Source organism: Tessaracoccus flavescens, from assembly GCF_001998865.1.
Taxonomy (GTDB): Bacteria; Actinomycetota; Actinomycetes; order Propionibacteriales; family Propionibacteriaceae; genus Arachnia; species Arachnia flavescens.
Map to the genome: position 1 here is coordinate 1,355,547 of NZ_CP019607.1, position 25,009 is coordinate 1,380,555.

Below are 25,009 nucleotides of genomic sequence, written 5' to 3' on the forward strand. Positions count from 1 at the left end.
GTCAGGCTACCCCCGGTCGATCAGCCCGGCCTCGCACAGTCCTTTCCACTGCAGCACCGCCCAGGGGCTGATCAGGAACGGCGCGTTGTCGATGATCGCGTCCATCTCCAGGGCGGTGACCCACTGCAGGGCCGCGACCTCCTCCAGGTTCGGGCGCGCCTCGGGATCGGCCTCCAGGATCCACACCGGGCAGATCTCGTTCTCGACGATGCCGGAATCGTCGACGGCCCGGTAGCGGAAGTCGGGCAGCGCGACCGCGAGAGCCGACGGGTCGACGTCGAAGCCGAGCTCGTCGCGGCCGTGCCGAACGATCGCCTCGACCGGGTCCTCGTCCGGCTGCGGGTGTCCGCAGAACGCGTTTGTCCACACGCCCGGCCAGGTGCGCTTGGTGACGGCACGCCGCGAGAGGAGCCACCGACCGTCGGAGCGCCGGACGTGGCAGGAGAAGGCGCGGTGCAGCGGCGTCTGCGTGGTGTGGACCGTCGACCGCGCCGCCGTTCCGAGGACGCGGTTGTCGTCGTCGACGAGGATCACCTGGCGGTCGTCTGAGCTCATGGGACTGGACCCTACCCATCGCGGCAAGCAGCGACGAGTCCGTCTTGCCTGCGCAACTGCACCTGCCACCCGCCGGGTGGCACCGCGCACCAGCCGTTGTCGCCGCTCCACCGCGCATAGGCTCGGGCCATGAGCGTGCCGACGTCGAGCCTGCCCGGGCCCTCCCCCGTCCACTCCCTCGCGGGAATCGCGCGGCACGGGTTCCTCGGGCAGACGGGGCGGATGTGGCGCGAGCACGGTGACCTGTTCCGGCTTCGGCTCGGCATCGGCTCGATGGGCGCCCGCGACGACGACGGTCCGCGATGGGCGCGTCGCTGCTGCGCGACGAGTCGATCACGATGTTCTTCGCCGGCCACGAGACGACGGCCCGCACGATGACGGCCACCTGGGCCGCGCTGGCGGCGAACCAGGAGGTCGCGGCGCGGCTGCACGAGGAGCTGGATTCGGTGTTGGGCGACCGGGAGCCGACGGTCGATGACCTGAAGCGGCTGCCCTACACGCTGCAGGTGGTCAAGGAGGTGCTCCGCCTGTGGCCCGCCGCACCGTTCTACGTGCGCGACGCCGTCGAGCCGGTCGACCTGCTCGGCACCCACCTCGAGCCGGGCACCCCTGTGATGCTCGCGCCGTACTGGACGCACCGTCACCCCGATTTCTGGGACCATCCCGAGCGCTTCGATCCCGACCGCTTCGCCCGCGGGGCCGAGGCGGCGCGCCATCCGCAGGCCTACCATCCGTTCGCCACCGGCGAGCGGGTCTGCATCGGCAACCACTTCTCGCTGCTCGAGTCGCACCTGTTGGTGGCGACCCTCGGTCGGCGCTGCTCCCCACGGCTGGCTCCCGGCCACCGGCCGGCCTGGGCGATGGAGGGCACGTTGAGCCCCGTCGGCGGCATGCCGATGCTCATCGAGCGACGAGGGTGATGACTGGTCTGGCAGTCCCCTTGGATCGGACTGCGTCGTCAGGTTTCGGCCGGGCGTTCCCCGCCGATGGCACGCACCAGAAAGATCAGGCCCGCGCCACCGGCTGCGTAGGCAAGGACCGTGCCGGCAACCGCGGTTGCCTGCACATCGGTCGGCGAGACGAGACTCCACAGCGTGAGCCAGCTGAAGCCAAGCACGAGCACCGGCAGGGCACCCCGGAGCAGTCCTGAACGACGACGAGACACATCCAGGCAGATCATCAGTGGCAGGGCCAGCGGAACAGCCAGGTCGTCGATCCACCCGAGAGCCGAAAAGACCACGACCGCGACCAGGAAAAGGACGGGCATGACCGCGCCGGTCCCGACATCGCCCTTACCAGGGGGCAAGGCGCGTAGTGGGGTGCGTCGTCCCATGGCGTCCTCGACTTCAGTCACCGTGCAGTTCGAAGCGTAAAGCGACCATCGCCCGCCGGTCAGTACCCCTCGTCGTCGGGCTCGGCGACGTCGCCGACGAGCAGTTCCTCGTCAGCCGTGTCGTCGTCCTCGGAGTACTCGTAGTCGGAGGTCGCGTTCGGGTCGGGCTCCTCCTGGGCGAGGTACTCGTCGATCGTCCCGCCCCCACCGGTGTCGTTGCGGGCACGCAGGGCCACGTCGACCGGGGTTTCGGGGTCCTCGGGGACCCAGAAGGCCGGGTCGGCGCCGTCGTCGATCAACTCGTCGCTGCCGAGGTCCTCGGCCGTCACCTCGCCGTAGGGGTGGCTCTTATCGGCGATCTGCTCTGCGGTCAACGACTCGAGACCGTCAGGGTTTCCGTCCTCGAGGTCGAAGTCGAGTGCGTCCTTGTCTTCGCTCATGGGTCAAGCCTGCTGCCACGGGCGGCCCCACGCAACGGATCGGGGCGAAAAGATTCAGTCCGCGTTGATCCTGCGGGCGATGATCCGCATGCCCGCAGCGGCCAGGTCGGCCTCGATGGCCTCGGTGTTTCGGCTGTTCAGGCCGACCACCACCACGCTGGTGTCGAGGTTGCCGCGGTGCACGGCGAGGTGCTGGATGTTGGCCTGGTGCGCTGCGGTGATGCCGGTCAGCCTGCTCAGGCCGCCCGGCTCGTCCTTCGCCTCGATGGTGAGGCGGGTGCCGTGGTCGCGGAAACCGAGGATGTCGATGAACGCGTCGAGCAGGTCCGACTCGGTGATCACGCCGACCAGCTCATCGCCCGAAACGACGGGCAGCATCTCGATCTTCGCGTCGCGCATGATCGTCGCCGCCTCCTCGAGGAGCGCGTCGGGGGCGATCACGACGGGGGGACAGCTCATCACCTTCGCGACCTTCAGCTTCGAGATCAGGTAGGTGGCCTCCTGCGCGCTCAGCGTCGTGGCCTTCGACGGCGACGCGGCGGCGATGTCGTTGCGGGAGATCACTCCGACGACCCGGCTCCCCTCGACGACAGGGAGATGCCGGACTCCGTGCTCGTCCATCACCGACTGCGCATCGGGGATCGAGCGGTCGGGGGCGACGGTGTACGGGTTGGCCGTCATCCGCTGCTTCACGAACATCTCTGTTGCCCTCCAGTTTCCGCGCCTCACACCCTTGTTCGGCGCTCGGTGTCACCTAGCGACGACCCTAGCGTTCCGGTCCCCCGCGCGCCTGCCCGGGGGACACATACCCCTCAGCCGCCCAGGTAGGCGCGCTTGACCTCTTCCGCCTGCGACAGCTCCGCCGCCGGCCCGGACAGCACGACCGAGCCGGTCTCGAGCACGTAGGCCCGGTTGGCGATCTGCAGGGCGATGTTGGCGTTCTGCTCGACAAGCAGCACCGTCGTGCCCGCCTTGTTGATGTTGACGATGATGTCGAAGATCTCCTGCACGAGCAGGGGCGCCAGCCCCATGGAGGGCTCGTCGAGCAGCAGCACCTTCGGCTTTGCCATGAGGGCCCGACCCATGGCGAGCATCTGCTGCTCACCGCCCGAGAGGGTTCCCGCGAGCTGCTTGCGGCGCTCGGCCAGGATCGGGAAGCGTCCGTAGACCTCGTCGTAGTCGGCCGTGACGGCGTCCTTGCGCAGGAACGCCCCGAGCTCGAGGTTCTCCAGCACCGTCATGTCGGGGAAGATGCGACGGCCCTCGGGCACGTGCGACATGCCGCGACGGACCCGGTCCTGGGCAGACAGGCCGGTGATGTTCTTTCCCTCGAGGGTGATCGTTCCCCCGCTGGGCTTCTTCAGCCCGGAGAGAGCGCGCAGCGTCGTCGTCTTGCCCGCGCCGTTGGCGCCGATGAGCGTGACGATCTCGCCCTCGTTCACCTCGAAGGAGATGGACTTGATGGCCTTGATCACGCCGAAGTGGACCTGCAGGTCCTTGACCTCAAGCACTTGGCGCCTCCTCTCCCAGGTAGGCCTCGATGACCTTCGGGTTGTTGCGGACCTCACTCGGGGTGCCCGAGGCGATCACGATGCCGTGGTCGAGCACGTAGATGCGCTCGCAGATCTTCATCACGAGGCTCATGTCGTGCTCGATGAGCAGGACGGTGAGGCCGAAGTCCCTGCGGAGCTGGGCAATCAGTCCGGTCAGCTCAGCCGTCTCGGCCGGGTTCATGCCCGCGGCCGGCTCGTCGAGCAGGAGCAGCGACGGGCGCGTGGCGAGGGCGCGCGCGATCTCGAGGTGCCGCTGCTCGCCGTAGGACAGGTTCCTGGCCAGCTCGCCGGACTTTCGGCCGAGACCCATCAGGTCGAGCAGTTCCTGGCTCTCCTCGCGGATCCGCCGCTCGCTCGCTCCGTAGGGAGGGATGTGCAACAGCGAGGTGAACAGGTTGTACGGCACGTTCTGCTGCAGCGCGATCATCACGTTCTCGAGGACGGTGAGGTCCTTGAAGAGGCGGATGTTCTGGAAGGTGCGGCCGACGCCGGCCGCACAGATCCGGTGCGGCGCCTTGCCACCGAGCGAGGTCGTCTTGTCGTCGATCGTCAGCTCGATGGTGCCCGAGGACGGCGGGTAGACGCCCGTGAGGACGTTGAACAGCGTCGTCTTCCCGGCGCCGTTGGGGCCGATCAGGCCGATCAGTTCGCCCTTGTCGATGTGCAGGCTCGCCTCGAACACGGCGGTCAGGCCGCCGAAGTTGCGGGTCAGCTTCGAGACATTCAGCAGGATCATGCCGCCGCCTCCTCGGTCTTGTCGGACCGCCTGAACACCTTCCCGAACACGGTGTCGGTGATCTCCTTCGAGCCCATCAGGCCGCCTGGGCGGAAGATCATGATGAGCACCAGCACGAGCGAGTAGATGATCATCCGGATGTCGGAGAACTGCGCGAGCAGCATCGAGACGATGGCGAGCAGGATGGCCGCGATCACCGTGCCCGAAAGCGAGCCGAGTCCGCCGAGCACCACGATGACGAGGATGTCGATGGAGCGCAGGAAGCCGAACTGGTCGGGCTTGATCAGGAAGAAGTAGGACGCGTAGAGGCCGCCACCGATGCCCGCGAAGAACGCGCCGATCGTGAAGGCCTGGACCTTCGTGGCCGTCGTGTTGACGCCGATCGCCTCAGCCGCGATCTCGTCCTCGCGCACGGCGATGGCGCGTCGACCCTGGGAGCTTCGGATGTAGTTCCACAGCACGATCAGGGTCAGCGCCGTGAACAGGAACGCCCAGTTCCAGTCGACGACCTGCGGGATCCCCGACAGGCCGGCGGCGCCGTTGGTGATGGGCAGGTTCAGCATGATCACGCGGATGATCTCCGCCATGCCGAGGGTCGCGATGGCGAGGTAGTCGCCACGCAGCCGCAGCGTCGGAAGGCCGACGACGGCGCCGATCAGCGCCGCTGCCGTCGCGCCTGCCAGCATGCCGAGCAGGAAGGCGGGCACGTCACCGATGACGGGGCCGAGGTAGATGCAGATCAGGGCGCACGTGTAGGCGCCGACCGCCATGAAGCCCGCGTGGCCGAGCGAGAACTGCCCCGTGAAGCCGGTGACCAGGTTGAGGCTGGCGGCGAGGATGATGTTGACGCAGATCGTGACGATGATCGAGAAGATGTAGTCGTTGATGAGGCCGAGGTTCATCAGGGCGAGCACGACGACGTAGGACACGATGAACGGAAGGGCGCGCAGCCCGATGCTCTTGAACTTCGACATCACACCTTCTCCTTCCGGTTCTTGCCGAGGAGACCGGTCGGCTTGATGATCAGGATGGCGATCAGGATGGCGAAGACGACGCCGTCCTTGAACAGCGAGAAGCCGAGCGACGAAACGAGGGTTTCGGAGCCGCCGATGACGTAGCCGCCGATCAGGGCGCCCGGGATGATGCCGATGCCGCCGAAGACCGCGGCGACGAAGGCCTTCAGGCCGGGGATGATGCCCATCAGCGGGTTGATCGAGTTGTAGTAGACGCCGACCAGCACGCCCGCCGCTCCGGCGAGCGCGGAGCCGATGGCGAACGTGAACGAGATGGTCCGGTCGACGCTGATGCCCATCAGGCGCGCGGCGTCGGGGTCCTGCGAGACGGCCCGCATGGCCTTGCCCATCTTCGTCTTCTTCACGACGAACTGGAGCAGGATCATCAGCAGCACCGAGACGCCGATGATCAGGATCTGCTGGTTCTTGATCACGACGCCGCCGAGGTTGATCGAGCCGTTCATGAAGTCCGGCATCGCCGGGTAGGCGCGCGGGTCGGCACCGACGAAGAACATCATCGTGTACTGGATCAGGAGGGAGACACCGATCGCCGTGATCAGCGCGGCGATGCGCGTGGAGTTGCGCAGCGGTCGGTAGGCGATCCGCTCGATCAGCACGCCGAGCACGGTGCAGATCAGCATGGCGAGGACCAGCGACTCGAAGAATCCGAGCTTCAGCACCGACATGCTGAAGTAGCCGACGTACGCGCCGACCATGTAGACCTCGCCGTGGGCGAAGTTGATCAGCTTGATGATGCCGTAGACCATCGTGTAGCCGAGCGCGATCAGCGCGTAGATGCTGCCCAGCGACAACGAGTTGATCAGCTGTTGCAGAAACTCCGTCACGGTCCCACCCCTTCCATCGGTGAGGCGCGGCCGGGTCCGTCGGACTCGACCGCGCCTACCTGCCTTCTAGCTCAGCCGATCTTCTCGGAGGTGTCCTGGACGCCGTCCTTGAGCCCGATCACGACGATCGACTTGACCGGGTTGTGGTTCTCGTCCATGTCGAAGGTGCCGGTGACGCCGACGAAGCCCTTCGTCTCGGCCATGGCCTTCTGGACGGCCTCGCCGGTCAGCTCGCTCGCACGCGACACGGCGTCGGCGACGAACTTGCCGAGGTCGTAGCCGAGAGCGTGGAACGCGTTGGGCTCCTCATTGTTCTTCTTCTTGAACGCCTCGATGAACTCTTTCACCTTGGGGTCCTCGTCGATGGACGAGTAGTGGTTGGTGAAGTAGACGTCGTTCAGCGCCGCTGCGCCGCCGAGCTCGAGCAGCTTCGGCGAGTCGAAGCCGTCGCCGCCGAGGACCGGGGCGGTGATGCCGAGGTCGCGGGCCTGCTTGATGATCAGGCCTGCCTCCGAGTAGTAGCCCGGCAGGTAGATGACGTCGAAGGTCTCGCCCTTGATGCGGGTGAGGATGGTGTTGAAGTCGGTGTCACCGGCGACGAACGCCTCCTCGGCGACGATCTCGCCCGGGAACTCCTCGGTGAAGGCCGAGGCGAGGCCCTTGGAGTAGTCGTTGGAGTTGTCCTTGATGATGACGGCGGTCTTCGCAGACAGGTTCTCCGCCGCGAACTTCGCCATGATCGTGCCCTGGAACGAGTCGTTGAAGCAGATGCGGAACGCGTACTCCTCGACCTTGTCGCCGGAGACGGTCACGTCGTCGGCGGTGGCGGAGCCGGAGACGACCGGGATCTTGTTCTTGTTGGCGACCGGGACGGTTGCCTTGAAGTTGCCGGAGGTGGCGGGGCCCATGCAGGCGATGACGCCGTCCTGGGCCATCAGCTTGTTGGCGAGCGTGGTGGCCTCGGCGGCGTCGGACTTGTTGTCGTATTCCTTGAGCTCGACCTTCTTGCCGTCGATGCCCCCGGCCTCGTTCAGCTCGTCGAGGGCCATCTTGATGCCGACCACGGAGGCCTGGCCGTAGGTGGCGACGCCACCGGAGAGTTCGTAGTTGATGCCGAGCTTGACGGTGTCACCGCCGGCCTCGCCTCCCCCGCCGCCACCGGGCTTGGCGGAACAGGCGGAAAGGGCGCCGGCGACGGCGGCAGCTGCGGATGCTCCGAGCAGAGTGCGACGGCTCAGGTTCATGATGCCTCCATGGAAGGGAAGGGGCTTGGTCCGAAATGCCACGCCGGGCGTGACGTTGGGGCCATCTAAGCATCGAAGAACGCGAATTCGGCCGGAGGTCATGAAAGCGAGACGAGACCGATCCGTCTTGCGAAATGGTGTGCGGGCACTCGCGGCGCCCGTCGCCATGCCCCGGCCACCGCCTCCCGACCAGGTCGCCGCCCTGTCCCACGGGCGTCTTCTCGGCGTCAGTGCCGTAAGTGAGGCCGCTCAGCCCAGGCGGTCGCGGCGCAGGCAGAGGTCGCGCAGCAGCCAGATCTCGGCCCCGTGGTGGATGACCTCGCGGTGGATGTGCAGCAGCAGGTCCGCCATCGAGTCCGACTCGAAACCCGGCTCTCGACAGTCCAGTTGGAGGGCCTCGTCGGTGAGCCCTTCGGCGCCTGCGCGCCACCGAGCCTGCCCCTCGTCGAGCGCGGCGTCGGCCGTGAGCGGATAGGCCATGTTGCGGTGGTCCATGGCCGGGCCGTCGAAGTAGCGGGCGTTGCGCTCGCCGAAGACCACTGCGATCACGTGACCCAGCCGCCAGGCGATGGTGGTCAGCGGGGCGGGCTCAGGTGGCGGGAAGGTGAAGTCGATCACGCCAGGGGCGAACCCGAGAGTCGTGCCGGGCTCGGCATCGTCGACGTGGCGCACCGTCCACGCGTCAGGTTCGCGACGCCAGAGTTACTCGTCATCGGTGAGGCCCTCGAGTGGGGGACGGAGCTGGTTGTCCCAGGGCCACACCAGCTGGCTGAGCAGGCTGGCCCTCCGGGGGTTCTGTTCCATGGTGTCGTCCTCCGGTCACTGCGTGGCGCCGTCCGCTCTCGTGCAGCGTCGCGCGGTGTCGTCGATCGTAATGGAGCCCCTGCCTGCGGCGCGCGCCGGCGGCGACCACCTGGAACGGCTCGCGGGTGCGACCTGCACCGGCCTTCCAGCACACTGGCACGGTGAAGGCCTGGCCGGGAGACAGCAGACAGTTGCGCACGTGGTGCCGCGAGGAGATCCTCGGCGCGCTCGAGGAGGACGGGCTCCGGGTACGCGGGAAGCACAGGCTGCGGGTCGACGCCGAGGTGTCGGGCTCCGATGTGGTCAACCTCCAGATCGATGCCACCGGGCTCGAGTTCTCCTTCTCAGGCGGTTTCCCCGACACCGAACCGGAAGCGGAACCGGAGCCGGTCACGCGCACGCCCGGGCACCTGCACACGGCACGGGTGATCGCCGACCCGGTGCGGGTGCAGGGATTCAACGTGAGCCTCCTGGCGCATGTCACCGACCTGCCGATCGAGTGGTGGACGAACGCACGGCCGCGGCGTGCCGACCAGCCGCTGTCGGCGTTCGCCTTGGGGGTCGGCAACGAGGCCTCCGCCGCCTCGTCGGGAGCAGTCACGACCTGCACGAGCACCTCGACCCGTCCGAGTTGAGGATCAACGACCTGGACGTATCGATCGACCACGAGATCACCATCAGCGGGCGGATCGCGGTTCCCGAGCCAGGGACGGCGTCGACCTGGGCCCCTCCGCCTCACTGACGCTCGAGCAGGGCGGTCGCCGTCGGCTCGTCGGTGACGAGAGCATCGATCAGATGACCGGCGATCGCGCCGCGGATCGCGTCGACCTTCTCGACCCCTCCGGCCACGCCGACGACGTTGCTCAGGCCGCGCAGTTCGTCGAGGCCCAGCCCGATCCGACGCCTCGACCACGACGTCTCGACCACGTTCCCGTCGATGTCGTACCACTCGCCGAGCATGTCGCCCACGGCTCCTCTGGAGGCGAACTCGGCGACCTCGTCGTCGGTGGTGACCCCGAACTGGACGGCCGATCCGCCAGGAAGGGCGGCGCCCATACCGGTGAGGGTCACGACGGCGCCGCGCGCGAGCTCGAGCACGTCTCGCACAGCGGCTTCCTCACGCAGCGCGCCTGCGACCGTCTCGCTGGAGACGAGCAGCGGCGCGGGCAGCGTCCGCAGCCTGCGCATCACGTGCGGCGAACTGGTCAGCACCTCGTCAAGGGCGCTCAGCTCACCGGCGGTCGCGACGAGCTGGACGCCGTCGAGCGACTCCTCCGACAGCATCGAGAGGGCGCGGGCGACGGAGTCTCCCCAGCTGACGCCCACCACCGCTCCGGGGTGTAGGTGGCGTCGGACGAAGGCGGCGAGGGCGGCGGCGACCCGCTCGTTGGTGCGTTCGCGCGACAGGCGGCCCTGCGCGGTGGGCGCGACGATCGCGTCACGCAGGCCGTAACGCTCGCGCAGCCGGGTCGCCAGCTGCATGGCGGCGAGGTACTGCGAGTCGAGCTCGATCCGGACGATGCCGTGCTGGCGGGCGCTCTCGAGGAGGCGGCCGACGGTCTGCCGGGAGACGAAGAGGCGGGTCGCGATCTGGGCCTGGGTGAGGCCGTCCTCGTAGTAGAGCCAGGCGGCGCGCACGACGAGGTCGAGATCGTTGGGTGCGGGGTTCAGCACCATGGGTTCCCTTCCTCCAGGCAACGCTGTGGTGAGCATATGCCCAGTTGCCCCCGCAGGTCTGTCGGGGGCGGGGACCGCAGCCTAGATTGGTAGCACATCAACGTAGAAAGAGGCATGCAGTGAGCCAGATTCCTGCCCACCAGCACGCGATCCAGATCGTCGGCGTCGACGAGATCGTGGTCAACGACTCCAAGCCCGTCGACGAGGTCGGGCCGCATCAGCTGCTGCTGCAGGTCGAGGCCTGCGGCATCTGCTTCAGCGACACGAAGCTGCTGCACGCCTTCGACTCGCACCCCCGCAAGGCAGAGGTCGTCGAGGGCATCGCCCCCGATGCGCTGGCGGAGATCCCCAGCTACAAGCCGGGCACGCTTCCCGCCGTCCCGGGGCACGAGCCGGTCGGCCGGATCGTCGCCGTGGGCGACCAGGTCACCCACTACAAGGTCGGCGACCGCGTGCTTGTCCAGGCCGACTGGAAGCACCTGCGCACCCCCACGAGCAACGGCGCGCTCGGCTACAACTTCGAGGGCGCCCTGCAGGAGTACGTCGTCATCGACGAGCGCTGCGCCGTCTCCCCCTCCGGTGAGGAGTTCCTGATCCACGTCACGGACGGCCCGTCCGCCGCGGCCGTCGGCCTGATCGAGCCGTGGGCCACCGTCGAGGGCTCCTACGCCTGGGCCGAGCGCAACCACGTCAAGGACGACGGGCACCTCCTGGTCGTCTCCGAGGGCGAGACGCCCGGCCTCGAGGCCCTGACCGCGGAACACGTTCCGGCGGAGGTGCTGACGATCGGCGCCGCCGACCTGGACACGCTAGAGGGTCGCACGTTCGACGACATCGTCTACTACGGCGCAGACGCCGACGTGATCGAGCAGCTGGCGGCGCTGCTCGGCACCCGTTCGGTGTTCTGCATCGTGCTGGACGGCGCGACGATCGGCCGCAAGGTCTCGCTCGACATCGGCCGCGTCCACTACGACTTCATCCGCTTCGTCGGCACCACCGGTTCCGACCCGGCGGAGGGCTACGCCTGGATCCCGGCGAACGGCGACCTGCGCGCCGGGGACAAGGTCGCCATCATCGGCGCCGCCGGACCGATGGGCCTGATGCACACCATGCGCGCCGTCACCTCCGGCGTCGAGGGCATCACCGTCACGGGCACCGACCTGAGCGACGAGCGCCTGCGGCACCTCGCCGAGACGGTGGACCCGGTGGCGGCCGAGCGCGGCGTGGAGGTCTCCTACGTCAACACCGGTGAGACGCAGCTGCAGCCCGGCTTCACCCACATCTCCTGCATGGTCCCGGTCCCCGCGCTCGTGTCGCAGGCCGTCGACCTCGCCGCCGAGGATGCGATCTTCAACGCCTTCGCCGGCATCCCCGCTGGGACGCTCGGCGAGTTCGACCTGCAGGGCATCATCGAGCGTCGGATCTTCCTGCTCGGCACGTCGGGTTCCGACGTCTCCGACATGCGCACCGTGCTGCGCAAGATCGAGGAGGGGATCATCGACACCCACATCTCCCTCGACGCGGTGACCGGCATGGCCGGGTTCCAGGACGCCATCGACTCGGTGATGAACCGCACCTCGGGAGGAAAGATCATGGTCTACCCGATGCTGCACGACCTGCCGCTGACCCGCCTCGTCGACATGGACGAGAAGCTCCCGCACGTCGCGGCGAAGCTGAAGGACGGCATCTGGACCAAGGAGGCCGAGGAGGCCCTGCTCGCGGGAGCCTGATCCTCCCGCAGGTCGCGCGACTCGTGCCTCCAGTGCACGGGTCGCGCCTCCGAGCGTCGAAGGCGGATCAGGCCTTCCGCCTCGGCGCGACAATCGAGGCGGCCACAAGGAGCAGCCCGAACTCCAGGGTCGCCACCGTCACGCGTTCACCCGGGCCCAGCGACCCGGGGTCCTGCAACAGGTTCACGCTCGCGAGCGGGAGGGCGTGACCGAACACAGCGGGCCATACGCTCCCGAAACGGGCGACCGCCGCGCTCAGGAAGAGACCGAGCGCGAAGAGGGGCACGGTCACCAGAGCCGCCTCGCCCCAGGACAGTGTCCCCTGCGCCGCCATGACTCCGTGCACGGGGACGTGGAAGAGCACCCACACCGCCGAGACTCTCGCCGCGCCACCCCAGAAGCCCTTCGTCTCCAACAGTTTCTGCAGAAATCCCCGCCACCCGACCTCCTCACCAAAGGTGCTGAGCGTGATGAGCAGAAGAGTGACGACGAGAGTAGGAAGGACGGCGAGGAGGAAGCCGGCCGTCTGAAGTCGGCCGATGCCGAGCAGAGAGGCGATGGTCGCCGTCAGCGCGTAGACGGCGGCCAGGCCGAGGACCCCGACGCCCAGTCCCGCAAAGAAGCGCCCGACGCCCCCGGCCCGGAGGCGCCACCAGGCCCCGATGCCCCCTTCGAGCGGGACGAGGCGCAGCACGAGGAGGCTGACGAGCGCCGGGATCCAGCGACCGGCGAGGACCACCCACTCGGGAAGCTGAATGCCGAAGACAGGGAAGGCAAGGCTGACAACGGTGATGCTCGCAAGCACCGTGAGGACGTAGAGACGGACCGCTCTCGCATTGTTTGTACGCTGCACAAATAGGGACGTTATCATGGTGCCGTGACATCGAAAAGTAGACGCGGCCCGCGGGGCGACATCAGCGCAGCCCTGCTGCTGGACGCCGCTGAGCGTGTGCTCGCCGAGGCCGGAGTCGCGGGGCTGAGCCTTCGACGGGTGGCAAGGGAGGCGGGGATCGCCCCGAACGCCGTCTACACGTACTTCGATGACATGGCCGACCTCTCCACCGCACTCGCCGACTCCTTCCTGTCGCGCCTTGACCTGACCCAGTTGACGGTGGGCGTTCCCGAGGACGCACTCCGCGGACTCCTCAAGTCGGCGATGCGCCTGTTCACCGACTCTCCGCACCACGTCGCTTTGCTTGCGGCGCAGCGGGTCGCGGGGCCGAACGCGATGAACCTCAACGAAGCCCTCCTCGACTTCTTCATCGAGCGGGTCGGCGTCGAGACCGACCTGGCGGTCGCGTCGACCGGGTTCATCACGGAGTGGATCCACGGGTACGCCGCGCTCGCGCCGACCGACGCTCCAACCCCTGCGTTCGAGCGCGCCCTCTCTCGGCTCGATCTGACGCGCTGGCCGCGCACTGTCGACATGTTGGGCAGGCAGGACCAGCGGATCAGCGTCGATCTGCTCGTCCGAGCCGTCATCCCCGGCCACTGATGGGGACGCGGCGCTGCGACAGGCCGATACCATGCCGGGGCAAGGCACCATGGGGCCGCTCCAGCGGCAGATCTCCTGCCGCGTACCGGCGCCACAACTCAAGCCAGCCACACGGGTCCTGATCGGGCCAGCGGGAACCGGATCGCTCAGTCGCGTCCGCGCAGCTTCTCGATCGCGCGGCGGTCACGCTTGGTCGGGCGGCCGGTTCCCCGGTCGCGCACCGCGACCCTGCCCGTCATCTCGTTGATCGGCGGGGGCTTCTCGGGCGTCCGGTCGATGTAGGCGGCCTGAGCGAGCGGGGCGCCGACGCGCTTCTCCAGGGTCGGGTCGACGACCTCGAGCAGCTTCTCGTCCTGCTCCTTGCGCAACCGCACCTTCTGCCCGGTGACCACGTGCTGTGATGCCTTGGCGAGCTTGTCGTCGACGCGGACGTGGCCGCCTCGCACCGCCGCGGTGGCCATCGAGCGGGTCTTGTACATCCGCACGGCCCAGAGCCAGGAATCCAGTCGCGCCATTGCCCCAGCTTAGGGCGGCTAGCGTGATGCCATGGCCCAGCACACCGACCCGTCCGGCACCCCCTCGCTGCGCGGCAACCTCGACGCACTGATCGACCAGCACCGCGCCATGCTGCACGACTCCCTCGACGGACTCACCGAGGAGGAGGCGAGACGGCGGCTCGTCCCGTCGCTGACCACACCGCTCGGTCTGCTGAAGCACGCGGTCTTCGTGGAGAAGGTGTGGTTCGACGAGGCGGTCACCTGCCGGAGCCGCGACGAGATCGGCATCCCCCGCACCGTCGACGAGAGCTTCCTGATCGGCGAGGACGACACCGTCGCCTCGGTCCGGGCCGAGCACCGGGCCGTGTGCGAGGCCTCCCGCGCGGCCGTCGCCTCACTCGGGCTCGAGGAGGTGGTGCACGGCAACCGTCGCGGCCCACTGCCCCTGAGCTGGATCCTCCTGCACGTACTGCGCGAGCTGGCCCAACACTGCGGGCATGCCGACATCCTGCGCGAACAGATCCTCGCCACGCGCTGAGGTAGGCGTCACGATGAGGGTGATCCCCGGCGAACCCTTCTCGACGCGGTCTTGACCAGCCGCTAGCGTGGCCGGGTACGTCCAGACGAAGGGAAGCCCATGACCCGCAAAGCCATCGTGACCGGAATCAGCCGCGGACTCGGAGCCGAGATCGGCGCGGAACTGGAGCGCCGCGGCTTCGAGGTGCTCGGGGTCTCCCGCAGCGCGGGTGAGGCGGTCGACCTGGCCGACCCGAGCGCGCTGACCTCCTGGCTCTCCGGAGACACCTTGCGCGACTTCCTCGCCGACGCCGACGACATCGTCCTCGTCAACAACGCCGGCCTGCTCGGGCCAGCGACGCTCGCCGGCGAGCAGGACGCCGAGGCCACCATCGCGGCCGTCAACGTCAACGTGACGGCGCCCATCCTGCTCACGAACGCGGTGCTCCGCGACCGCCCCGACGGACTGCCCGTGCGGGTCGCGCACATCTCCAGCGGCGCAGGCCGCCGCCCGCTCGAGGGATGGAGCGTCTACTGCGCGACGAAGGCCGCAGTCGACCACCACGCCCAGACCGTCGCGGCCGAGCAGCTGCCGGGAGTGCGGATCGCCGCCATCGCGCCCGGAGTCGTCGACACCGACATGCAGGCCGAGATCCGTGGCTCGCAGGACTTCCCGGCGCGCGAGGAGTTCGTCGCCATGAAGGACGAGGGCCGCCTGTCCACCGCGGCCGAGGCAGGCGCGGGTGTCGTCGACCTGCTTCTCTCTGACGGCTACGGCTCCGAGGTCCTGACCCGCATCTGAGCCCGCTCTCCTCTTCCGGTCGCGCCCATCACGACGCCCGCCTACACCCCGTTCTTCGCGATGGCCTCCGCCCTGGTCACCGACGTCGGCCGGCCGTTGCCGCACAGCTCGATCGTCGCCCGCGAGTACGGCTTCCCGACGGTGCTGGAACCGGCTCTGCGACGGCACGGATCAAGGACGGCGACGAGGTGACGGTCGACGGGGTCAAGGGGATCGTCCTGCTGGCGGAAGCCGACTGACCGCCGCGTCGACATCCTGGCCGACGCGGGCTCGCGGCACCCGGCACCGTTGGTTGACGCGCTCCCCACCTTCAGCACGGCCAGCGTCCGGAGCGTTCGCCGGCACCGACATAGGCTTGGGCCATGAACCCCCTTCAGTCGCTGCGCAACCTGATCGGCTCGGCCATCCGGTCCCGGGTAGCCGGGCCGGACCCGGAGGAGCGCGAGGCCAAGATCTGGGGCGCCGACGGTGAGCGCTGGCACAGGCCGAGCGACGCGATCTGGAAGGTCAACCGTGACGCGGCCATGTACGCGGGCGGCATCCGGGCCCTGCTGCTCCAGGCGCTGCACCCGGCTGCGATGGCCGGGGTCGCGGGCCACTCCGGCTACCGCTCCGACCCCTGGGGACGATTGCAGCGCACGGGCGAGTTCATCGCCATGACGACCTACGGCCCCGTCCCATCCGCGGAGGAGCTGATCGGCCGGATCCGCGCCGTCCACGAGCGGGTCCGCGGCAAGACAGACGACGGCACGCCTTACCGCGCCTCCGACCCGCACCTGCTCGAGTGGGTGCACGTGGCCGAGACCCAGAGCTTCCTCGCCGCCTACCAGCACTTCGGCCCTGAGGCTCTCGAGCAGGGCGAGGCCGACCAGTACGTCGCCTCAGCGGCCCCCGTCGGCGAACTGCTCGGAGCGGTCGACCTCCCCAGGACCGAGGCGGATCTGCTCGCCGTGATCGAGTCGTACCGCCCGGAGCTGCGCGCCTCACCCGCCGCGCTCGACACGGTCGACTTCCTGCTCAGGACCCCACCCGTCCCGTGGCCGGGCAAGCCCGGCTACTGGATGCTCGCCGCCGGGGCGATCTCGACGCTGCCGGTCTGGGCGCGCGAACTGCTCGGCCTTCCGACGTCGAAGTGGTTCGACCGCCTCGTCGGGTTGCCACTCGGCCGCCTCGCCACCCGGGTCGCCGGCTGGGCGATCGCGACGCCGAGAACCTCCGCCGAGCGCAAAGTGGCGGCGTGAGCCAGGACCTCGACCGCCTCATGGTGCGGGAGCGGATCGGGGACTTGCGCGACTTCGGCCCGCCGCCGACCGGCTGCTGGGGCCGGACCTGCATCGCGCGGTCGGCCTCGGAGTCGACGCGGCCTCCCCCTCCCGGCACCGGGCGAGCGGCTGGTGCTTCGGCTGGGTCCAATTTCGGCCCAGTCCTGGTGACCTCCGCGGTGCGCGACGACCGCACGGCCTCATCGACCTACGCCGCGCTGCCGGGCCATCCGGAGCGCGGGTGGGAGAGGTTCACCGTCGAGCGACGCGAGGACGGGACCTGGATCGAGGTCGAGGCACACCCCAAGCCTGCGACGTGGTGGTCGAGGCTCGGCGGACCCGCCACGTACGCGATCCAACGCTGGGTGACCCGGAGATACGTGTCCGCCGCGAAGGGCGACCGGTGAGCGACCTGGTCGACGCGGCCCGCTTGGCACTGCGCGCGGTGGCCGATCCCGAGCGAGCGCCCAGGCAGCAGGCCTACATGCGTTCCGCGATGCCCTTCAACGGGGTGGGGGTCGCTCAGGCGCGGGCCGTCGCCCGCGGTCTGGTCGCGTCGCACCGGTTCGCCACGGCCAGACAGTGGAGGGAAGGTGTCGCCGAACTGTGGGACGCGGCGACGCACAGGGAGGAGCGCTACGTCGCCATCGGCCTGATCCGACATCGCGCTTACCGGCGGTGGGCCACGGAAGCGTCAACGGTCGGCCTGCTGATCGTGGACGGCGCCTGGTGGGATCTGGTCGACGAACTGTCGCACTGCGTCGGAGACCTCTTCCGCGCACGCCCCGACACGATGACCGGCGTCATCCGGGCCTGGGCGCTCGACGAGGATCTCTGGTTGAGGCGCGCGGCGATCATCTGCCAGCTGGGCTTCCGGGAAGAGACCGACCTCGACCTGCTGAGTTACGCCATCGCAGGCTCGCTCGACGACGGCGACTTCTTCGCGCGCAAGGCCATCGGCTGGGCGCTCCGCGACTACGCAAGGACGGACGCCGAGTGGGTGCGTCGCTTCGTGGACCGACACCGCGGGCGGTTGTCGCCCCTCTCCGTGCGGGAGGCGCTGAAGCATCTCGGCTGAGCCGCGCGGGCTGGGCCCGCAACCCGGCGGCGCGTGCACCGTCCGGAATGCAGGCCCCCCGGCTCAGAAGACCTGGCGCCAGTTCGTCGTCGCCAGGTCGAGCAGCTCGTCGCCGCGACCGTTGAGCACGGTGCGGATCGCGTACAGGGCGAAGCCCTTGAGCTGCTCCTGCGTGATCTTCGGCGGGATGGTCAGCTCCTGCCTGCCGGTCGGGATGTCGATCAGGGCTGGCCCGTCATGCTTGAAGGCCTCTCTGAGCGTCTTCTCCAGATCGGCGGAGTTCTTGACGCTGTAGCCCGCGATCCCCATCGCCTCGGCGACCTTCGCGAAGTCGGGGTTGACCAGGTCGGTGCCGAAGTCGACGAACCCTGCGGCCTTCATCTCGAGCTCGACGAAGTTGAGACTCGAGTTGTTGAACACGACCACCTTGACCGGCAGCTTCTCCTGGACAAGCGTGATCAGGTCACCGAGCAGCATGGAGACGCCTCCGTCGCCCGACATCGTGATGACCTGCCGCTTCGGGAACGTGGCCTGCGCCCCGATGGCCTGCGGGACCGCATTGGCCATGCTTCCGTGGCTGAACGAGCCGAGGATGCGTCGCCTGCCGTTCATGGTGAGGTAGCGGGCGGCGTAGATCACGGGCGAGCCGACGTCGGGGATGAAGATCGCGTCGTCGGAGGCGATCTCATCGATCAGCTTCGCCACGTACTGCGGATGCAACGGCTTGCCCTTCGGCGACGGCGTGGCCAACTCGTCGAGCTTCTCGCGGGTCTTGCGGTAGTGCTTCTGGGCATCCTCGAGGTGACCGCGGTCCTTCTTCCTGGCGACGAGACCGTTCAGCGCCGCCGCGGTGTCCTTGACCGTTCCGATCAGGCCGAGGTCGAGCTGGACTCTGCGCCCCAACTGCTCACCGCGCACATCGACCTGGATGATCTTGGCGTCGTCGGGATAGAACTGCTGGTACGGGAAGTCGGTGCCGAGCATCAGCAGGGTGTCTGCGCTCGCCATGGCACGGTAACCGCTTGCGAAGCCGAGCAGGCCGGTCATGCCCACGTCGAAGGGGTTGTCGTACTCGATGGAGTCCTTGCCGCGCATGGCGTGCACGATCGGCGCCGCGAGGGTGTCGGCCAGCGCGACCAGTTCGTCGTGCGCCCCCGCGGCACCGGCGCCGGCCAGGATCGTGATCTTGCGGCCCCGGTCGAGCAGGTTGGCGGCCCGACGCAGATCCGTGTCGGCCGGAATCACCCGGGGAATCACCTCCGAGGCGAGCGCGAGCTCGTTGCTCACCGCGTCGCTGAGCGCCACGTCACCGGGGATCACGAGCACCGCGACGCCGCGCTTCGAGATGGCCTCCTGCATGGCGATGCGCAGCAGGCGCGGCATCTGGTCGGGGCTGCTGACCAACTCGGCCCAGACGGAGCACTCACGGAACAGCTCCTGCGGATGAGTCTCCTGGAAGTAGTTGGAGCCGATCTCCTCGGACGGGATGTGCGCGGCGATGGCAAGAACGGGAACCCGGCTGCGCTGCGCGTCGAACAGGCCGTTGATCAGGTGCAGGTTGCCTGGGCCACAGGAGCCCGCACACACGGTCAGCTTCCCCGTCAGCTCTGCCTCGGCCCCGGCGGCGAAGGCCGCGGACTCCTCATGACGGACGTGGACCCACTCGAGCTTCTTCGAAACGCGGACCGCGTCGGTGAGGCCGTTGAGCGAGTCTCCAGAGAGGCCGTAGATGCGCTCGACTCCCTGTGCTTCGAGCGATGAAATCAGATTCTGTGCGACATTAGCCATGTCTTGCATTCTTCATCATTCAACCTGTTGGACGAAGCCGAAAGCGGCAATCGGGCTTGTCAATGTTTACCCCAGTCGCGAACACGCCCGCGATGGCCTCGGCACAGACCCTTGACATACAACCAGTTGGTTGTATGTTGGACTCATGTCCGACGACGAGGAGCGCGCAGACGCGCTGTTCCACGCGCTAGCCGACCGGACCCGACGCGACATCGTCCGCCGGGTGCTCGCCGGCGAGCACTCCGTCTCGGCCCTGGCAGCGAAGTACGACATGAGCTTCGCCGCCGTGCAGAAGCACATCGCCGTCCTGGAGAAGGCCGGCCTGATCACCAAGCGCCGCCGAGGCCGCGAGGCCATGACGAGCGGCGACATCGACGCGGTGCGCTCGGTCGGCTCGATGCTCATGGAGCTCGAGACGATCTGGCGCGGCCGCATCGCCCGGATCGACGACCTGCTCGCCGAGACCTCGGACCACACACCACCGAAAGGCTGACCATCATGCCCGTCACCGCTACCACCCACGACCTCGAGTCCCGCACGATCACCATCACCGCCGACTTCGCCGCCCCCGTCGAACGGGTCTGGCAGATCTACGCCGACCCGCGCCAACTCGAGCGCACCTGGGGTCCGCCGAGCCACCCAGCGACCTTCGCAGCCCACGACCTCACCCCCGGCGGCCGGATGCACTACTACTTGACCGGCCCGGACGGGGAGAAGTACTTCGGCGTCTGGGAGGTGCGCGACGTCGACGCGCCCAACAGCTTCACCTTCGCCGACGGCTTCGCGGCCGACGACACCTACGCCGTCAATCCGGACCTGCCGGTCGGTGTGACCACGTTCTGCTTCACCCCCAACGGCGATGGCACCCGCATGATCGCCGTCACGACCTATCCGACCGTCGAGGCCCTGCAGCAGGTGCTCGACATGGGAGCCATCGAAGGCGCGACCCAGGCGATGGCCCAGATCGACGACCTCCTGGCCGCCTGAACGGCTGGCCCACCCGCGGGCGTGATTCAGGCCTGGGGGTGGTGGGCGCGAGTTCGTAGAAGCCGTGCAGGAGCTCGGACCAGCGTCCGTATTCGGGCGACTTCCGGAACCCGTCGGCATGGGCCTCGACCGAGTCCCAGGCGACCAACAGCAGGTAGTGGTCGGGCGACTCGAGCGACCGGCGCAGGGACACATTGAGGCAGCCCGCCTGCTTCTCCATCAGCGGGCGCGCCTCGATCCAGGCCTCTTCGAAGCGGTCGGCCTCGCCCTGGCGGACCTGGAGAACGGCGTGCTCGAGAATCATGGAACCATCGCCGACCCGGCTCCCCCGCTTGCCAGGCGCTTTCGCCTATGCACGGCAGGACACTCCGTCGCGAGGCCTCAGACGAGGTCCTCCAGGCCCGGCAGCTCGTAGCCACGCTCCTCGCTCCACTCGGCGGCACGTCATCGAGAGTGACCTCCCACGCGGCATCGGGAAGGCGCCGCCGCAGCGCGGTGACCCCAGCACGGAGGTGCAGCAGCGACTCGAACATGTGATCGGGGTCGGCGGACGGCTTCGACGAGCCGCTCAGCACCTCGGGCCGCTCCTGCGGATAGAAGCCGAGCAGTTCGGCGTCACCGACGCTGTTCTCGTTGAACGCCGCGCAGGACTGCTCGAGGAGTTCGCGCTCGGCATCAGTGACGGGAGCGGAGCTGGCTGCCGTGTAGGAGAGAGGAACACCCATGTGCCATCCTCCCCCGCCATGGGTTCTGCTCCGCGGACAAGCGGCCGTGCGTCGGAGCCGCCCCGGCTGCGCCGGGCGAGACGACCGCAGCACCTCTCACCGCCGGACGACACCAGCAGGGCCGCTCATGAAGCCCTCGCACGACTCCGTCGGCGGAGTCTGCTCAAGGAACGGAGGTGGGATCGCCGACGAACCAGGTGTGCCATTTTTGATTAGCCAAGGTAATGAGCTAGACTAATTAGCTGGAGAAACGGAGGGCACATGGCCACGAAGACGACGCAGACCATCGACGAGGCGGACATGTTCGCCCTCGCCAACGATCTGCGACTGGCCTGCCAGCGCATAGCGCGCAGGGTCAGGTTCGAGTCGACCAGTGCCGTCGCGCCCCACCAGTTCTCCGTGCTCGTCTACCTGGGCCGGGTCGGGCCGCAGACGCCCAGCCAGCTCGCCGCCCACGACAAGGTCAGCGCGCCGTCGATGACGCGCACCGTCAACTGCATGGCAGAGGACGGCCTCGTCGAGAAGGTCCCGCATCCCGACGACGGCCGCCAGGTCCTCGTCCGGGCGACCGAGGCAGGTGAGGCCGTCGTCCGCGAGACGATCGCCCAGCGCGACTCGTGGATGCTCGCGCACATCGAAGGCCTCGACGCGGCGCAACTCGCCCTGCTGCGTCAGGCCGCGGACCTGCTCCTGGAGGTGTCGGATGCCTGAACGCATGAAGACCTTCGCCTCCCTCGGCATCCGTAACTACCGCTACTTCTTCCTCGGCGCCCTCGTCAGCAACCTGGGCACCTGGATCCAGCGGATCGGCCAGGACTGGCTCGTCCTGACCGACCTGACCGACAACTCGAGCACCGCCCTCGGCATCGTCACCGCGCTGCAGTTCCTGGCCATCCCGCTGCTGGCCCCCTTCGCCGGCTCGATCATCGACCGCTATCCGAAGCGGAAGGTGCTCGTCGTCACCCAGATCGCGCTCATGCTCAACGCGCTCGGCCTGTGGGCGCTGGTCGCGACCGAGACCGTCGAACTCTGGCACGTGTACGGGTTCGCCCTGCTGATGGGCGCCATCACGGCCTTCGACAACCCGGCACGCCAGGCCTTCGTCTCCGAGATCGTGCCGCGCAACTACATCACCAACGCCGTCGGCCTGAACTCCACGTCGTTCAACGGTGCCCGACTGATCGGCCCCGGCCTCGCCGGCCTGCTTGTCGCGGCGGTCGGCGTCGGCCCGACGCTGCTGATCAATGCGCTCAGCTTCGTCGCCATGATCGGCGCGATCCTGCTGATGCACGGCGAGGAACTGCATCCCGCCCCAGTGTCCAAGACGCGCGGCGGGGCCATGGACGGCCTGCGCTACCTCGCCGGACGCCCCGACCTGATCGTCGTGCTCGTCCTGGTGTTCGTGCTCGGCACCTTCGGCATGAACTTCCAGATCTTCAACGCGACCATGTCGACCGTCGAGTTCGGAGTCGGCTCCGCGGAGTTCGGCCTGCTCGGCACGGTCATGGCGGTGGGCACCCTCGGCGGCGCGCTGATGGCGGCGCGACGGACCAAGCCGACGCTTCGCACGCTCGTGCTGTCCATGGTCGGTTTCGCGGTCAGCGCCCTCGCGCTGGCGCTCGCCCCCAACTACTACGTCTACGCGCTCCTGCTGATCCCGGCCGGGTTCTTCTCGCTGACGGCGATGACGACGGCGAACGCCTCGGTCCAGCTCGGCACCGCGCCCGAGTTCAGGGGCCGCGTGATGGCCGTCTACATGGCGATCTTCATGGGAGGAACCCCGCTGGGGTCGCCGCTGATCGGCTGGATCGGCCAGGTCCTCGGACCCCGCACCTCTGTGCTGGTGGCTTCCGTGACGACGGGTCTCGCCGCGGTCGGCGTGTTCGCCTACTTCGTCCTGCACAACGGGATGCGCGTTCGGATCGACCGTCACCCGCTGCGGTTGAAGGTCTGGACGCAGGAGCGTCGCCCGATCGACCCTGCCACGCCCGAACCGGCCGAGAGCAACGCCGTCGAGCGCATGGAGGACCGCCGCCGCCCCGAGCGGGCAAGGGCGGCATAGCGTGCGCGACGCCCGGCTCACCACTAGAGTCGGGCGTCAGAGCCACAGCGACCAACGGAGGCGGCATGGCCATCAGCGCCCTCGATCTGTTCAAGATCGGCATCGGGCCATCCTCGTCCCACACGATGGGCCCGATGCGGGCAGGAGCCATGTTCGTCTCCGCCCTCGGGGACCGGCTCGAGCTGGTCGAGTCCGTCCGGGTGGACCTGTATGGCTCCCTCGCCGCGACGGGGATCGGCCACGGCACCGACCGGGCGGTCGTCGGCGGCCTCATGGGCCTCGAACCGGACACCGTCGACCCCGACCACTATGCGACGGCGATCGCGGCGGTCGGGCGCGACAACACCCTCCTTCTCGCCGGACGCCGGGCCATCGACTTCGGCTGGGCCCGCGACCTTCGGCTGCATCGCGAGGCGCTGCCCCGCCATCCCAACGCGCTCGACCTGACCGCCTTCGACGCCGACGGCGGGGTCGTGCACAGCGACAGGTACTACTCCATCGGCGGCGGCTTCGTCGTGGACGAGGCGCAGGCAGCCGAGGGAGAGACCGGCGTGGAGGACGTGTCGGTGGAGTTCCCCTTCGCCACCGCCGTCGACCTGCTGGAGATCTGCCGACGCGAGGGCCTCAGCGTCGCCCAGGTCGTGGCGCGCAACGAGGAGGCCTGGCGGCCGGCCGCCGAGACCAGGGCGGGCCTGCTGCGGGTGTGGGAGGTGATGGACGCCTGCATCGCGCGCGGCACGCACCAGGAGGGCCTGCTCCCGGGCGGGCTCAACGTCCGCCGTCGTGCCCCCGAACTGCACCGTCGGCTCACCCGCGACGCCCGGCCCAACCTGATCACCGCGACCTTCGCCGCCATGGAGTGGGTGAACCTGTACGCGCTGGCGGTCAACGAGGAGAACGCAGGCGGCGGACGGGTGGTCACTGCCCCCACCAACGGCGCCGCGGGAGTGGTTCCGGCGGTGCTGCACTACTACATGGACTTCGCCGAGGATCCGGGTGAGGACGACGTCGTCGAGTTCCTGCTCGCCGCGACGGCGGTCGGCGTGCTGCTGAAGCAGAATGCGTCGATCTCCGGGGCTGAGGTGGGCTGCCAGGGAGAGGTCGGCTCGGCATGCGCCATGGCCGCTGCGGGCCTGGCCCAGGTGCTCGGCGGCACGCCTGAGCAGGTCGAGAACGCGGCGGAGATCGGGCTCGAGCACAACCTCGGCCTCACCTGCGACCCCATCGGCGGCCTGGTGCAGGTGCCGTGCATCGAACGCAACGCGATGGCCTCGGTCAAGGCGATCAATGCGGCACAGCTCGCGCTCGCGGGCGATGGGACCCACCGGGTGACGCTCGACCAGGCGATCCGGACGATGCGCGACACCGGCCGCGACATGCTCAGCAAGTACAAGGAGACCTCCGAGGGTGGCCTCGCCGTCGCCTTCATCGAGTGCTGACTAGGCGCCCCGCCCGACCACGCCGAGCTCTGCGAGGATCCGTCTGGTCGCCTCGATGCCGCTCACTCCGGGCATCCGGACGTCCCTGATCACCTCCGGCTCGAGCAGCTTCGCCGACGAGACCGCCTCGGCCCCGTCGGACGCCTCGCCGACGACCACGATGTCGTCCTGTGCCTCGAGCACGAGCCGGAAGCCGTAGCGCGCGCCCCACGGGCGTGGCGCAGCACGTTGGTCAGCGACTCCTGCACGATCCGGTAGACGGTGAGCCCGACGGCCGACTCGTCGTGAAGTCGAGGGAGTTGACGGCGACCTTGTCCGCGTACCGCTTGGTCAGTGACGTTGCCTTGATCATGTGAACTCCTTGTCCATGTCTGCGACGCTACGGCCGCCGCGCGGAATCCGCAGTGGCCGTCGGTGCCGTGCTCGCG

General features: G+C 68.6%; 31 protein-coding genes. 15 read left to right on the forward strand and 16 right to left on the reverse strand.

Annotation, left to right across the window (positions count from 1 at the left end):
• Positions 1–6: 6 nt before the first annotated feature.
• Complete coding sequence (gene idi, locus BW733_RS06525) at positions 7–555, reverse strand: isopentenyl-diphosphate Delta-isomerase (protein ID WP_077348993.1); 549 nt, start codon at positions 553–555, stop codon at positions 7–9.
• A 302-nt stretch (positions 556–857) separates the two neighbouring features.
• Between idi and BW733_RS06530 the strand changes: the two genes are divergently transcribed.
• Positions 858–1,475: a cytochrome P450 gene (locus BW733_RS06530; protein WP_077348995.1), complete on the forward strand. Its 618-nt coding sequence runs from the start codon at positions 858–860 to the stop codon at positions 1,473–1,475.
• A gap of 38 nt (positions 1,476–1,513) precedes the next feature.
• Here the strand turns inward: BW733_RS06530 and BW733_RS06535 are convergent, their stop codons facing one another.
• The 9 genes from BW733_RS06535 to BW733_RS06575 form a co-directional block, all read right to left on the reverse strand.
• On the reverse strand, positions 1,514–1,909 hold the full coding sequence (locus BW733_RS06535) for a hypothetical protein (RefSeq protein WP_152024596.1): 396 nt from the start codon (positions 1,907–1,909) through the stop codon (positions 1,514–1,516).
• A gap of 38 nt (positions 1,910–1,947) precedes the next feature.
• On the reverse strand, positions 1,948–2,328 hold the full coding sequence (locus tag BW733_RS06540; protein ID WP_077348999.1) for a hypothetical protein: 381 nt from the start codon (positions 2,326–2,328) through the stop codon (positions 1,948–1,950).
• 54 nt (positions 2,329–2,382) lie between these two features.
• Positions 2,383–3,027, reverse strand: a complete 645-nt coding sequence (locus BW733_RS06545; RefSeq protein WP_077349001.1) for a CBS and ACT domain-containing protein — start codon at positions 3,025–3,027, stop codon at positions 2,383–2,385.
• 113 nt (positions 3,028–3,140) lie between these two features.
• Entirely contained in the window at positions 3,141–3,839 is a 699-nt protein-coding gene (locus tag BW733_RS06550) for an ABC transporter ATP-binding protein (protein ID WP_077349003.1), read from the reverse strand.
• The gene (locus tag BW733_RS06555; RefSeq protein ID WP_077349005.1) at positions 3,832–4,617 is read right to left on the reverse strand and encodes an ABC transporter ATP-binding protein; all 786 of its coding nucleotides are present in this window, start codon (positions 4,615–4,617) and stop codon (positions 3,832–3,834) included. Before BW733_RS06555 ends, BW733_RS06550 begins: the two co-directional genes overlap by 8 nt.
• Positions 4,614–5,591 (reverse strand): branched-chain amino acid ABC transporter permease, encoded by a 978-nt coding sequence (locus BW733_RS06560; RefSeq protein WP_077349007.1) that lies wholly within the window; start codon positions 5,589–5,591, stop codon positions 4,614–4,616. The genes BW733_RS06555 and BW733_RS06560 overlap by 4 nt, the downstream gene beginning before the upstream one ends.
• Positions 5,591–6,475 carry a branched-chain amino acid ABC transporter permease gene (locus BW733_RS06565; RefSeq protein WP_077349009.1) on the reverse strand — a complete coding sequence of 295 codons (885 nt, stop codon included), beginning with the start codon at positions 6,473–6,475 and terminating at the stop codon, positions 5,591–5,593. The genes BW733_RS06560 and BW733_RS06565 overlap by 1 nt, the downstream gene beginning before the upstream one ends.
• A 71-nt stretch (positions 6,476–6,546) precedes the next feature.
• The gene (locus BW733_RS06570; RefSeq protein ID WP_077349011.1) at positions 6,547–7,719 is read right to left on the reverse strand and encodes an ABC transporter substrate-binding protein; all 1,173 of its coding nucleotides are present in this window, start codon (positions 7,717–7,719) and stop codon (positions 6,547–6,549) included.
• Between the two features lie 249 nt (positions 7,720–7,968).
• On the reverse strand, positions 7,969–8,391 hold the full coding sequence (locus tag BW733_RS06575) for a DinB family protein (protein ID WP_237268326.1): 423 nt from the start codon (positions 8,389–8,391) through the stop codon (positions 7,969–7,971).
• Positions 8,392–8,684: 293 nt separating this feature from the next.
• Here BW733_RS06575 and BW733_RS06580 point away from each other — a divergent pair, with 293 nt between their 5' ends.
• On the forward strand, positions 8,685–9,158 hold the full coding sequence (locus BW733_RS06580) for a hypothetical protein (RefSeq protein WP_152024597.1): 474 nt from the start codon (positions 8,685–8,687) through the stop codon (positions 9,156–9,158).
• A 100-nt stretch (positions 9,159–9,258) separates the two neighbouring features.
• Here BW733_RS06580 and BW733_RS06585 read toward each other — a convergent pair whose 3' ends face one another.
• Positions 9,259–10,200: a sugar-binding transcriptional regulator gene (locus BW733_RS06585; protein WP_161490158.1), complete on the reverse strand. Its 942-nt coding sequence runs from the start codon at positions 10,198–10,200 to the stop codon at positions 9,259–9,261.
• A 119-nt stretch (positions 10,201–10,319) separates the two neighbouring features.
• Between BW733_RS06585 and BW733_RS06590 the strand changes: the two genes are divergently transcribed.
• Complete coding sequence (locus tag BW733_RS06590; protein ID WP_077349017.1) at positions 10,320–11,930, forward strand: alcohol dehydrogenase catalytic domain-containing protein; 1,611 nt, start codon at positions 10,320–10,322, stop codon at positions 11,928–11,930.
• A 67-nt stretch (positions 11,931–11,997) separates the two neighbouring features.
• Here BW733_RS06590 and BW733_RS06595 read toward each other — a convergent pair whose 3' ends face one another.
• Positions 11,998–12,735, reverse strand: coding sequence for a CPBP family intramembrane glutamic endopeptidase (locus tag BW733_RS06595; RefSeq protein WP_161490159.1), 738 nt, complete (start codon positions 12,733–12,735; stop codon positions 11,998–12,000).
• A 72-nt stretch (positions 12,736–12,807) separates the two neighbouring features.
• Between BW733_RS06595 and BW733_RS06600 the strand changes: the two genes are divergently transcribed.
• The gene (locus BW733_RS06600) at positions 12,808–13,425 is read left to right on the forward strand and encodes a TetR/AcrR family transcriptional regulator (protein ID WP_077349021.1); all 618 of its coding nucleotides are present in this window, start codon (positions 12,808–12,810) and stop codon (positions 13,423–13,425) included.
• A 146-nt stretch (positions 13,426–13,571) separates the two neighbouring features.
• Here BW733_RS06600 and BW733_RS06605 read toward each other — a convergent pair whose 3' ends face one another.
• Complete coding sequence (locus BW733_RS06605; RefSeq protein WP_077349022.1) at positions 13,572–13,940, reverse strand: RNA-binding S4 domain-containing protein; 369 nt, start codon at positions 13,938–13,940, stop codon at positions 13,572–13,574.
• Positions 13,941–13,971: 31 nt separating this feature from the next.
• On the opposite strand from BW733_RS06605, the gene BW733_RS06610 reads away from it, so the two are divergent.
• From BW733_RS06610 to BW733_RS06635, 6 genes are all read left to right on the forward strand, one after another.
• Positions 13,972–14,460, forward strand: a complete 489-nt coding sequence (locus BW733_RS06610) for a DinB family protein (RefSeq protein WP_077349024.1) — start codon at positions 13,972–13,974, stop codon at positions 14,458–14,460.
• A gap of 99 nt (positions 14,461–14,559) precedes the next feature.
• Positions 14,560–15,240: an SDR family NAD(P)-dependent oxidoreductase gene (locus BW733_RS06615; RefSeq protein WP_077349026.1), complete on the forward strand. Its 681-nt coding sequence runs from the start codon at positions 14,560–14,562 to the stop codon at positions 15,238–15,240.
• A gap of 60 nt (positions 15,241–15,300) precedes the next feature.
• Positions 15,301–15,432, forward strand: a complete 132-nt coding sequence (locus BW733_RS06620) for a PEP-utilizing enzyme (protein ID WP_202970348.1) — start codon at positions 15,301–15,303, stop codon at positions 15,430–15,432.
• A 170-nt stretch (positions 15,433–15,602) separates the two neighbouring features.
• A complete protein-coding gene (locus BW733_RS06625; RefSeq protein ID WP_077349028.1) occupies positions 15,603–16,481 on the forward strand; it encodes an oxygenase MpaB family protein in 879 nt (292 codons plus the stop codon).
• Positions 16,478–16,909 carry a DUF1990 family protein gene (locus BW733_RS06630; RefSeq protein WP_077349030.1) on the forward strand — a complete coding sequence of 144 codons (432 nt, stop codon included), beginning with the start codon at positions 16,478–16,480 and terminating at the stop codon, positions 16,907–16,909. Before BW733_RS06625 ends, BW733_RS06630 begins: the two co-directional genes overlap by 4 nt.
• The gene (locus BW733_RS06635; RefSeq protein ID WP_077349032.1) at positions 16,906–17,580 is read left to right on the forward strand and encodes a DNA alkylation repair protein; all 675 of its coding nucleotides are present in this window, start codon (positions 16,906–16,908) and stop codon (positions 17,578–17,580) included. The genes BW733_RS06630 and BW733_RS06635 overlap by 4 nt, the downstream gene beginning before the upstream one ends.
• A gap of 63 nt (positions 17,581–17,643) precedes the next feature.
• Here BW733_RS06635 and poxB read toward each other — a convergent pair whose 3' ends face one another.
• Positions 17,644–19,368 (reverse strand): ubiquinone-dependent pyruvate dehydrogenase, encoded by a 1,725-nt coding sequence (gene poxB / locus BW733_RS06640; protein ID WP_077349034.1) that lies wholly within the window; start codon positions 19,366–19,368, stop codon positions 17,644–17,646.
• A gap of 145 nt (positions 19,369–19,513) precedes the next feature.
• Between poxB and BW733_RS06645 the strand changes: the two genes are divergently transcribed.
• Both BW733_RS06645 and BW733_RS06650 read left to right on the forward strand, forming a co-directional pair.
• Entirely contained in the window at positions 19,514–19,861 is a 348-nt protein-coding gene (locus BW733_RS06645) for an ArsR/SmtB family transcription factor (protein ID WP_077349036.1), read from the forward strand.
• Between the two features lie 5 nt (positions 19,862–19,866).
• On the forward strand, positions 19,867–20,355 hold the full coding sequence (locus BW733_RS06650; protein WP_077349037.1) for an SRPBCC family protein: 489 nt from the start codon (positions 19,867–19,869) through the stop codon (positions 20,353–20,355).
• Here BW733_RS06650 and BW733_RS20050 read toward each other — a convergent pair.
• The gene (locus BW733_RS20050; protein WP_077349039.1) at positions 20,249–20,659 is read right to left on the reverse strand and encodes an antibiotic biosynthesis monooxygenase family protein; all 411 of its coding nucleotides are present in this window, start codon (positions 20,657–20,659) and stop codon (positions 20,249–20,251) included. The two genes, BW733_RS06650 and BW733_RS20050, sit on opposite strands and share 107 nt — an antisense overlap.
• 682 nt (positions 20,660–21,341) lie before the next feature.
• Between BW733_RS20050 and BW733_RS06660 the strand changes: the two genes are divergently transcribed.
• The 3 genes from BW733_RS06660 (at position 21,342) to BW733_RS06670 (ending at position 24,581) form a co-directional block, all read left to right on the forward strand.
• Entirely contained in the window at positions 21,342–21,791 is a 450-nt protein-coding gene (locus BW733_RS06660) for a MarR family winged helix-turn-helix transcriptional regulator (protein WP_077349041.1), read from the forward strand.
• Positions 21,784–23,142 (forward strand): MFS transporter, encoded by a 1,359-nt coding sequence (locus BW733_RS06665; RefSeq protein ID WP_077349043.1) that lies wholly within the window; start codon positions 21,784–21,786, stop codon positions 23,140–23,142. Before BW733_RS06660 ends, BW733_RS06665 begins: the two co-directional genes overlap by 8 nt.
• Positions 23,143–23,207: 65 nt before the next feature.
• Positions 23,208–24,581 (forward strand): L-serine ammonia-lyase, encoded by a 1,374-nt coding sequence (locus tag BW733_RS06670; RefSeq protein ID WP_077349045.1) that lies wholly within the window; start codon positions 23,208–23,210, stop codon positions 24,579–24,581.
• Here the strand turns inward: BW733_RS06670 and BW733_RS06675 are convergent, their stop codons facing one another.
• Positions 24,582–24,764, reverse strand: a complete 183-nt coding sequence (locus BW733_RS06675; protein WP_077349047.1) for a response regulator — start codon at positions 24,762–24,764, stop codon at positions 24,582–24,584.
• Between the last annotated feature and the right edge of the window lie 245 nt (positions 24,765–25,009).

Coding starts and splice junctions, on each gene's coding strand:
- BW733_RS06665 (WP_077349043.1), top strand. CDS start 21,784: ATGCCTGAACGCATGAAGACCTTCGCCTCCCTCGGCATCCGTAACTAC.
- BW733_RS06670 (WP_077349045.1), top strand. CDS start 23,208: ATGGCCATCAGCGCCCTCGATCTGTTCAAGATCGGCATCGGGCCATCC.
- BW733_RS06530 (WP_077348995.1), top strand. CDS start 858: ATGGGCGCGTCGCTGCTGCGCGACGAGTCGATCACGATGTTCTTCGCC.
- BW733_RS06570 (WP_077349011.1), bottom strand. CDS start 7,719: ATGAACCTGAGCCGTCGCACTCTGCTCGGAGCATCCGCAGCTGCCGCC.
- BW733_RS06545 (WP_077349001.1), bottom strand. CDS start 3,027: ATGTTCGTGAAGCAGCGGATGACGGCCAACCCGTACACCGTCGCCCCC.
- BW733_RS06660 (WP_077349041.1), top strand. CDS start 21,342: ATGGCCACGAAGACGACGCAGACCATCGACGAGGCGGACATGTTCGCC.
- BW733_RS06605 (WP_077349022.1), bottom strand. CDS start 13,940: ATGGCGCGACTGGATTCCTGGCTCTGGGCCGTGCGGATGTACAAGACC.
- idi (WP_077348993.1), bottom strand. CDS start 555: ATGAGCTCAGACGACCGCCAGGTGATCCTCGTCGACGACGACAACCGC.
- poxB (WP_077349034.1), bottom strand. CDS start 19,368: ATGGCTAATGTCGCACAGAATCTGATTTCATCGCTCGAAGCACAGGGA.
- BW733_RS06645 (WP_077349036.1), top strand. CDS start 19,514: ATGTCCGACGACGAGGAGCGCGCAGACGCGCTGTTCCACGCGCTAGCC.
- BW733_RS06625 (WP_077349028.1), top strand. CDS start 15,603: ATGAACCCCCTTCAGTCGCTGCGCAACCTGATCGGCTCGGCCATCCGG.
- BW733_RS06585 (WP_161490158.1), bottom strand. CDS start 10,200: ATGGTGCTGAACCCCGCACCCAACGATCTCGACCTCGTCGTGCGCGCC.
- BW733_RS06615 (WP_077349026.1), top strand. CDS start 14,560: ATGACCCGCAAAGCCATCGTGACCGGAATCAGCCGCGGACTCGGAGCC.
- BW733_RS06620 (WP_202970348.1), top strand. CDS start 15,301: ATGGCCTCCGCCCTGGTCACCGACGTCGGCCGGCCGTTGCCGCACAGC.
- BW733_RS06610 (WP_077349024.1), top strand. CDS start 13,972: ATGGCCCAGCACACCGACCCGTCCGGCACCCCCTCGCTGCGCGGCAAC.
- BW733_RS20050 (WP_077349039.1), bottom strand. CDS start 20,659: ATGATTCTCGAGCACGCCGTTCTCCAGGTCCGCCAGGGCGAGGCCGAC.
- BW733_RS06650 (WP_077349037.1), top strand. CDS start 19,867: ATGCCCGTCACCGCTACCACCCACGACCTCGAGTCCCGCACGATCACC.
- BW733_RS06560 (WP_077349007.1), bottom strand. CDS start 5,591: ATGTCGAAGTTCAAGAGCATCGGGCTGCGCGCCCTTCCGTTCATCGTG.
- BW733_RS06555 (WP_077349005.1), bottom strand. CDS start 4,617: ATGATCCTGCTGAATGTCTCGAAGCTGACCCGCAACTTCGGCGGCCTG.
- BW733_RS06540 (WP_077348999.1), bottom strand. CDS start 2,328: ATGAGCGAAGACAAGGACGCACTCGACTTCGACCTCGAGGACGGAAAC.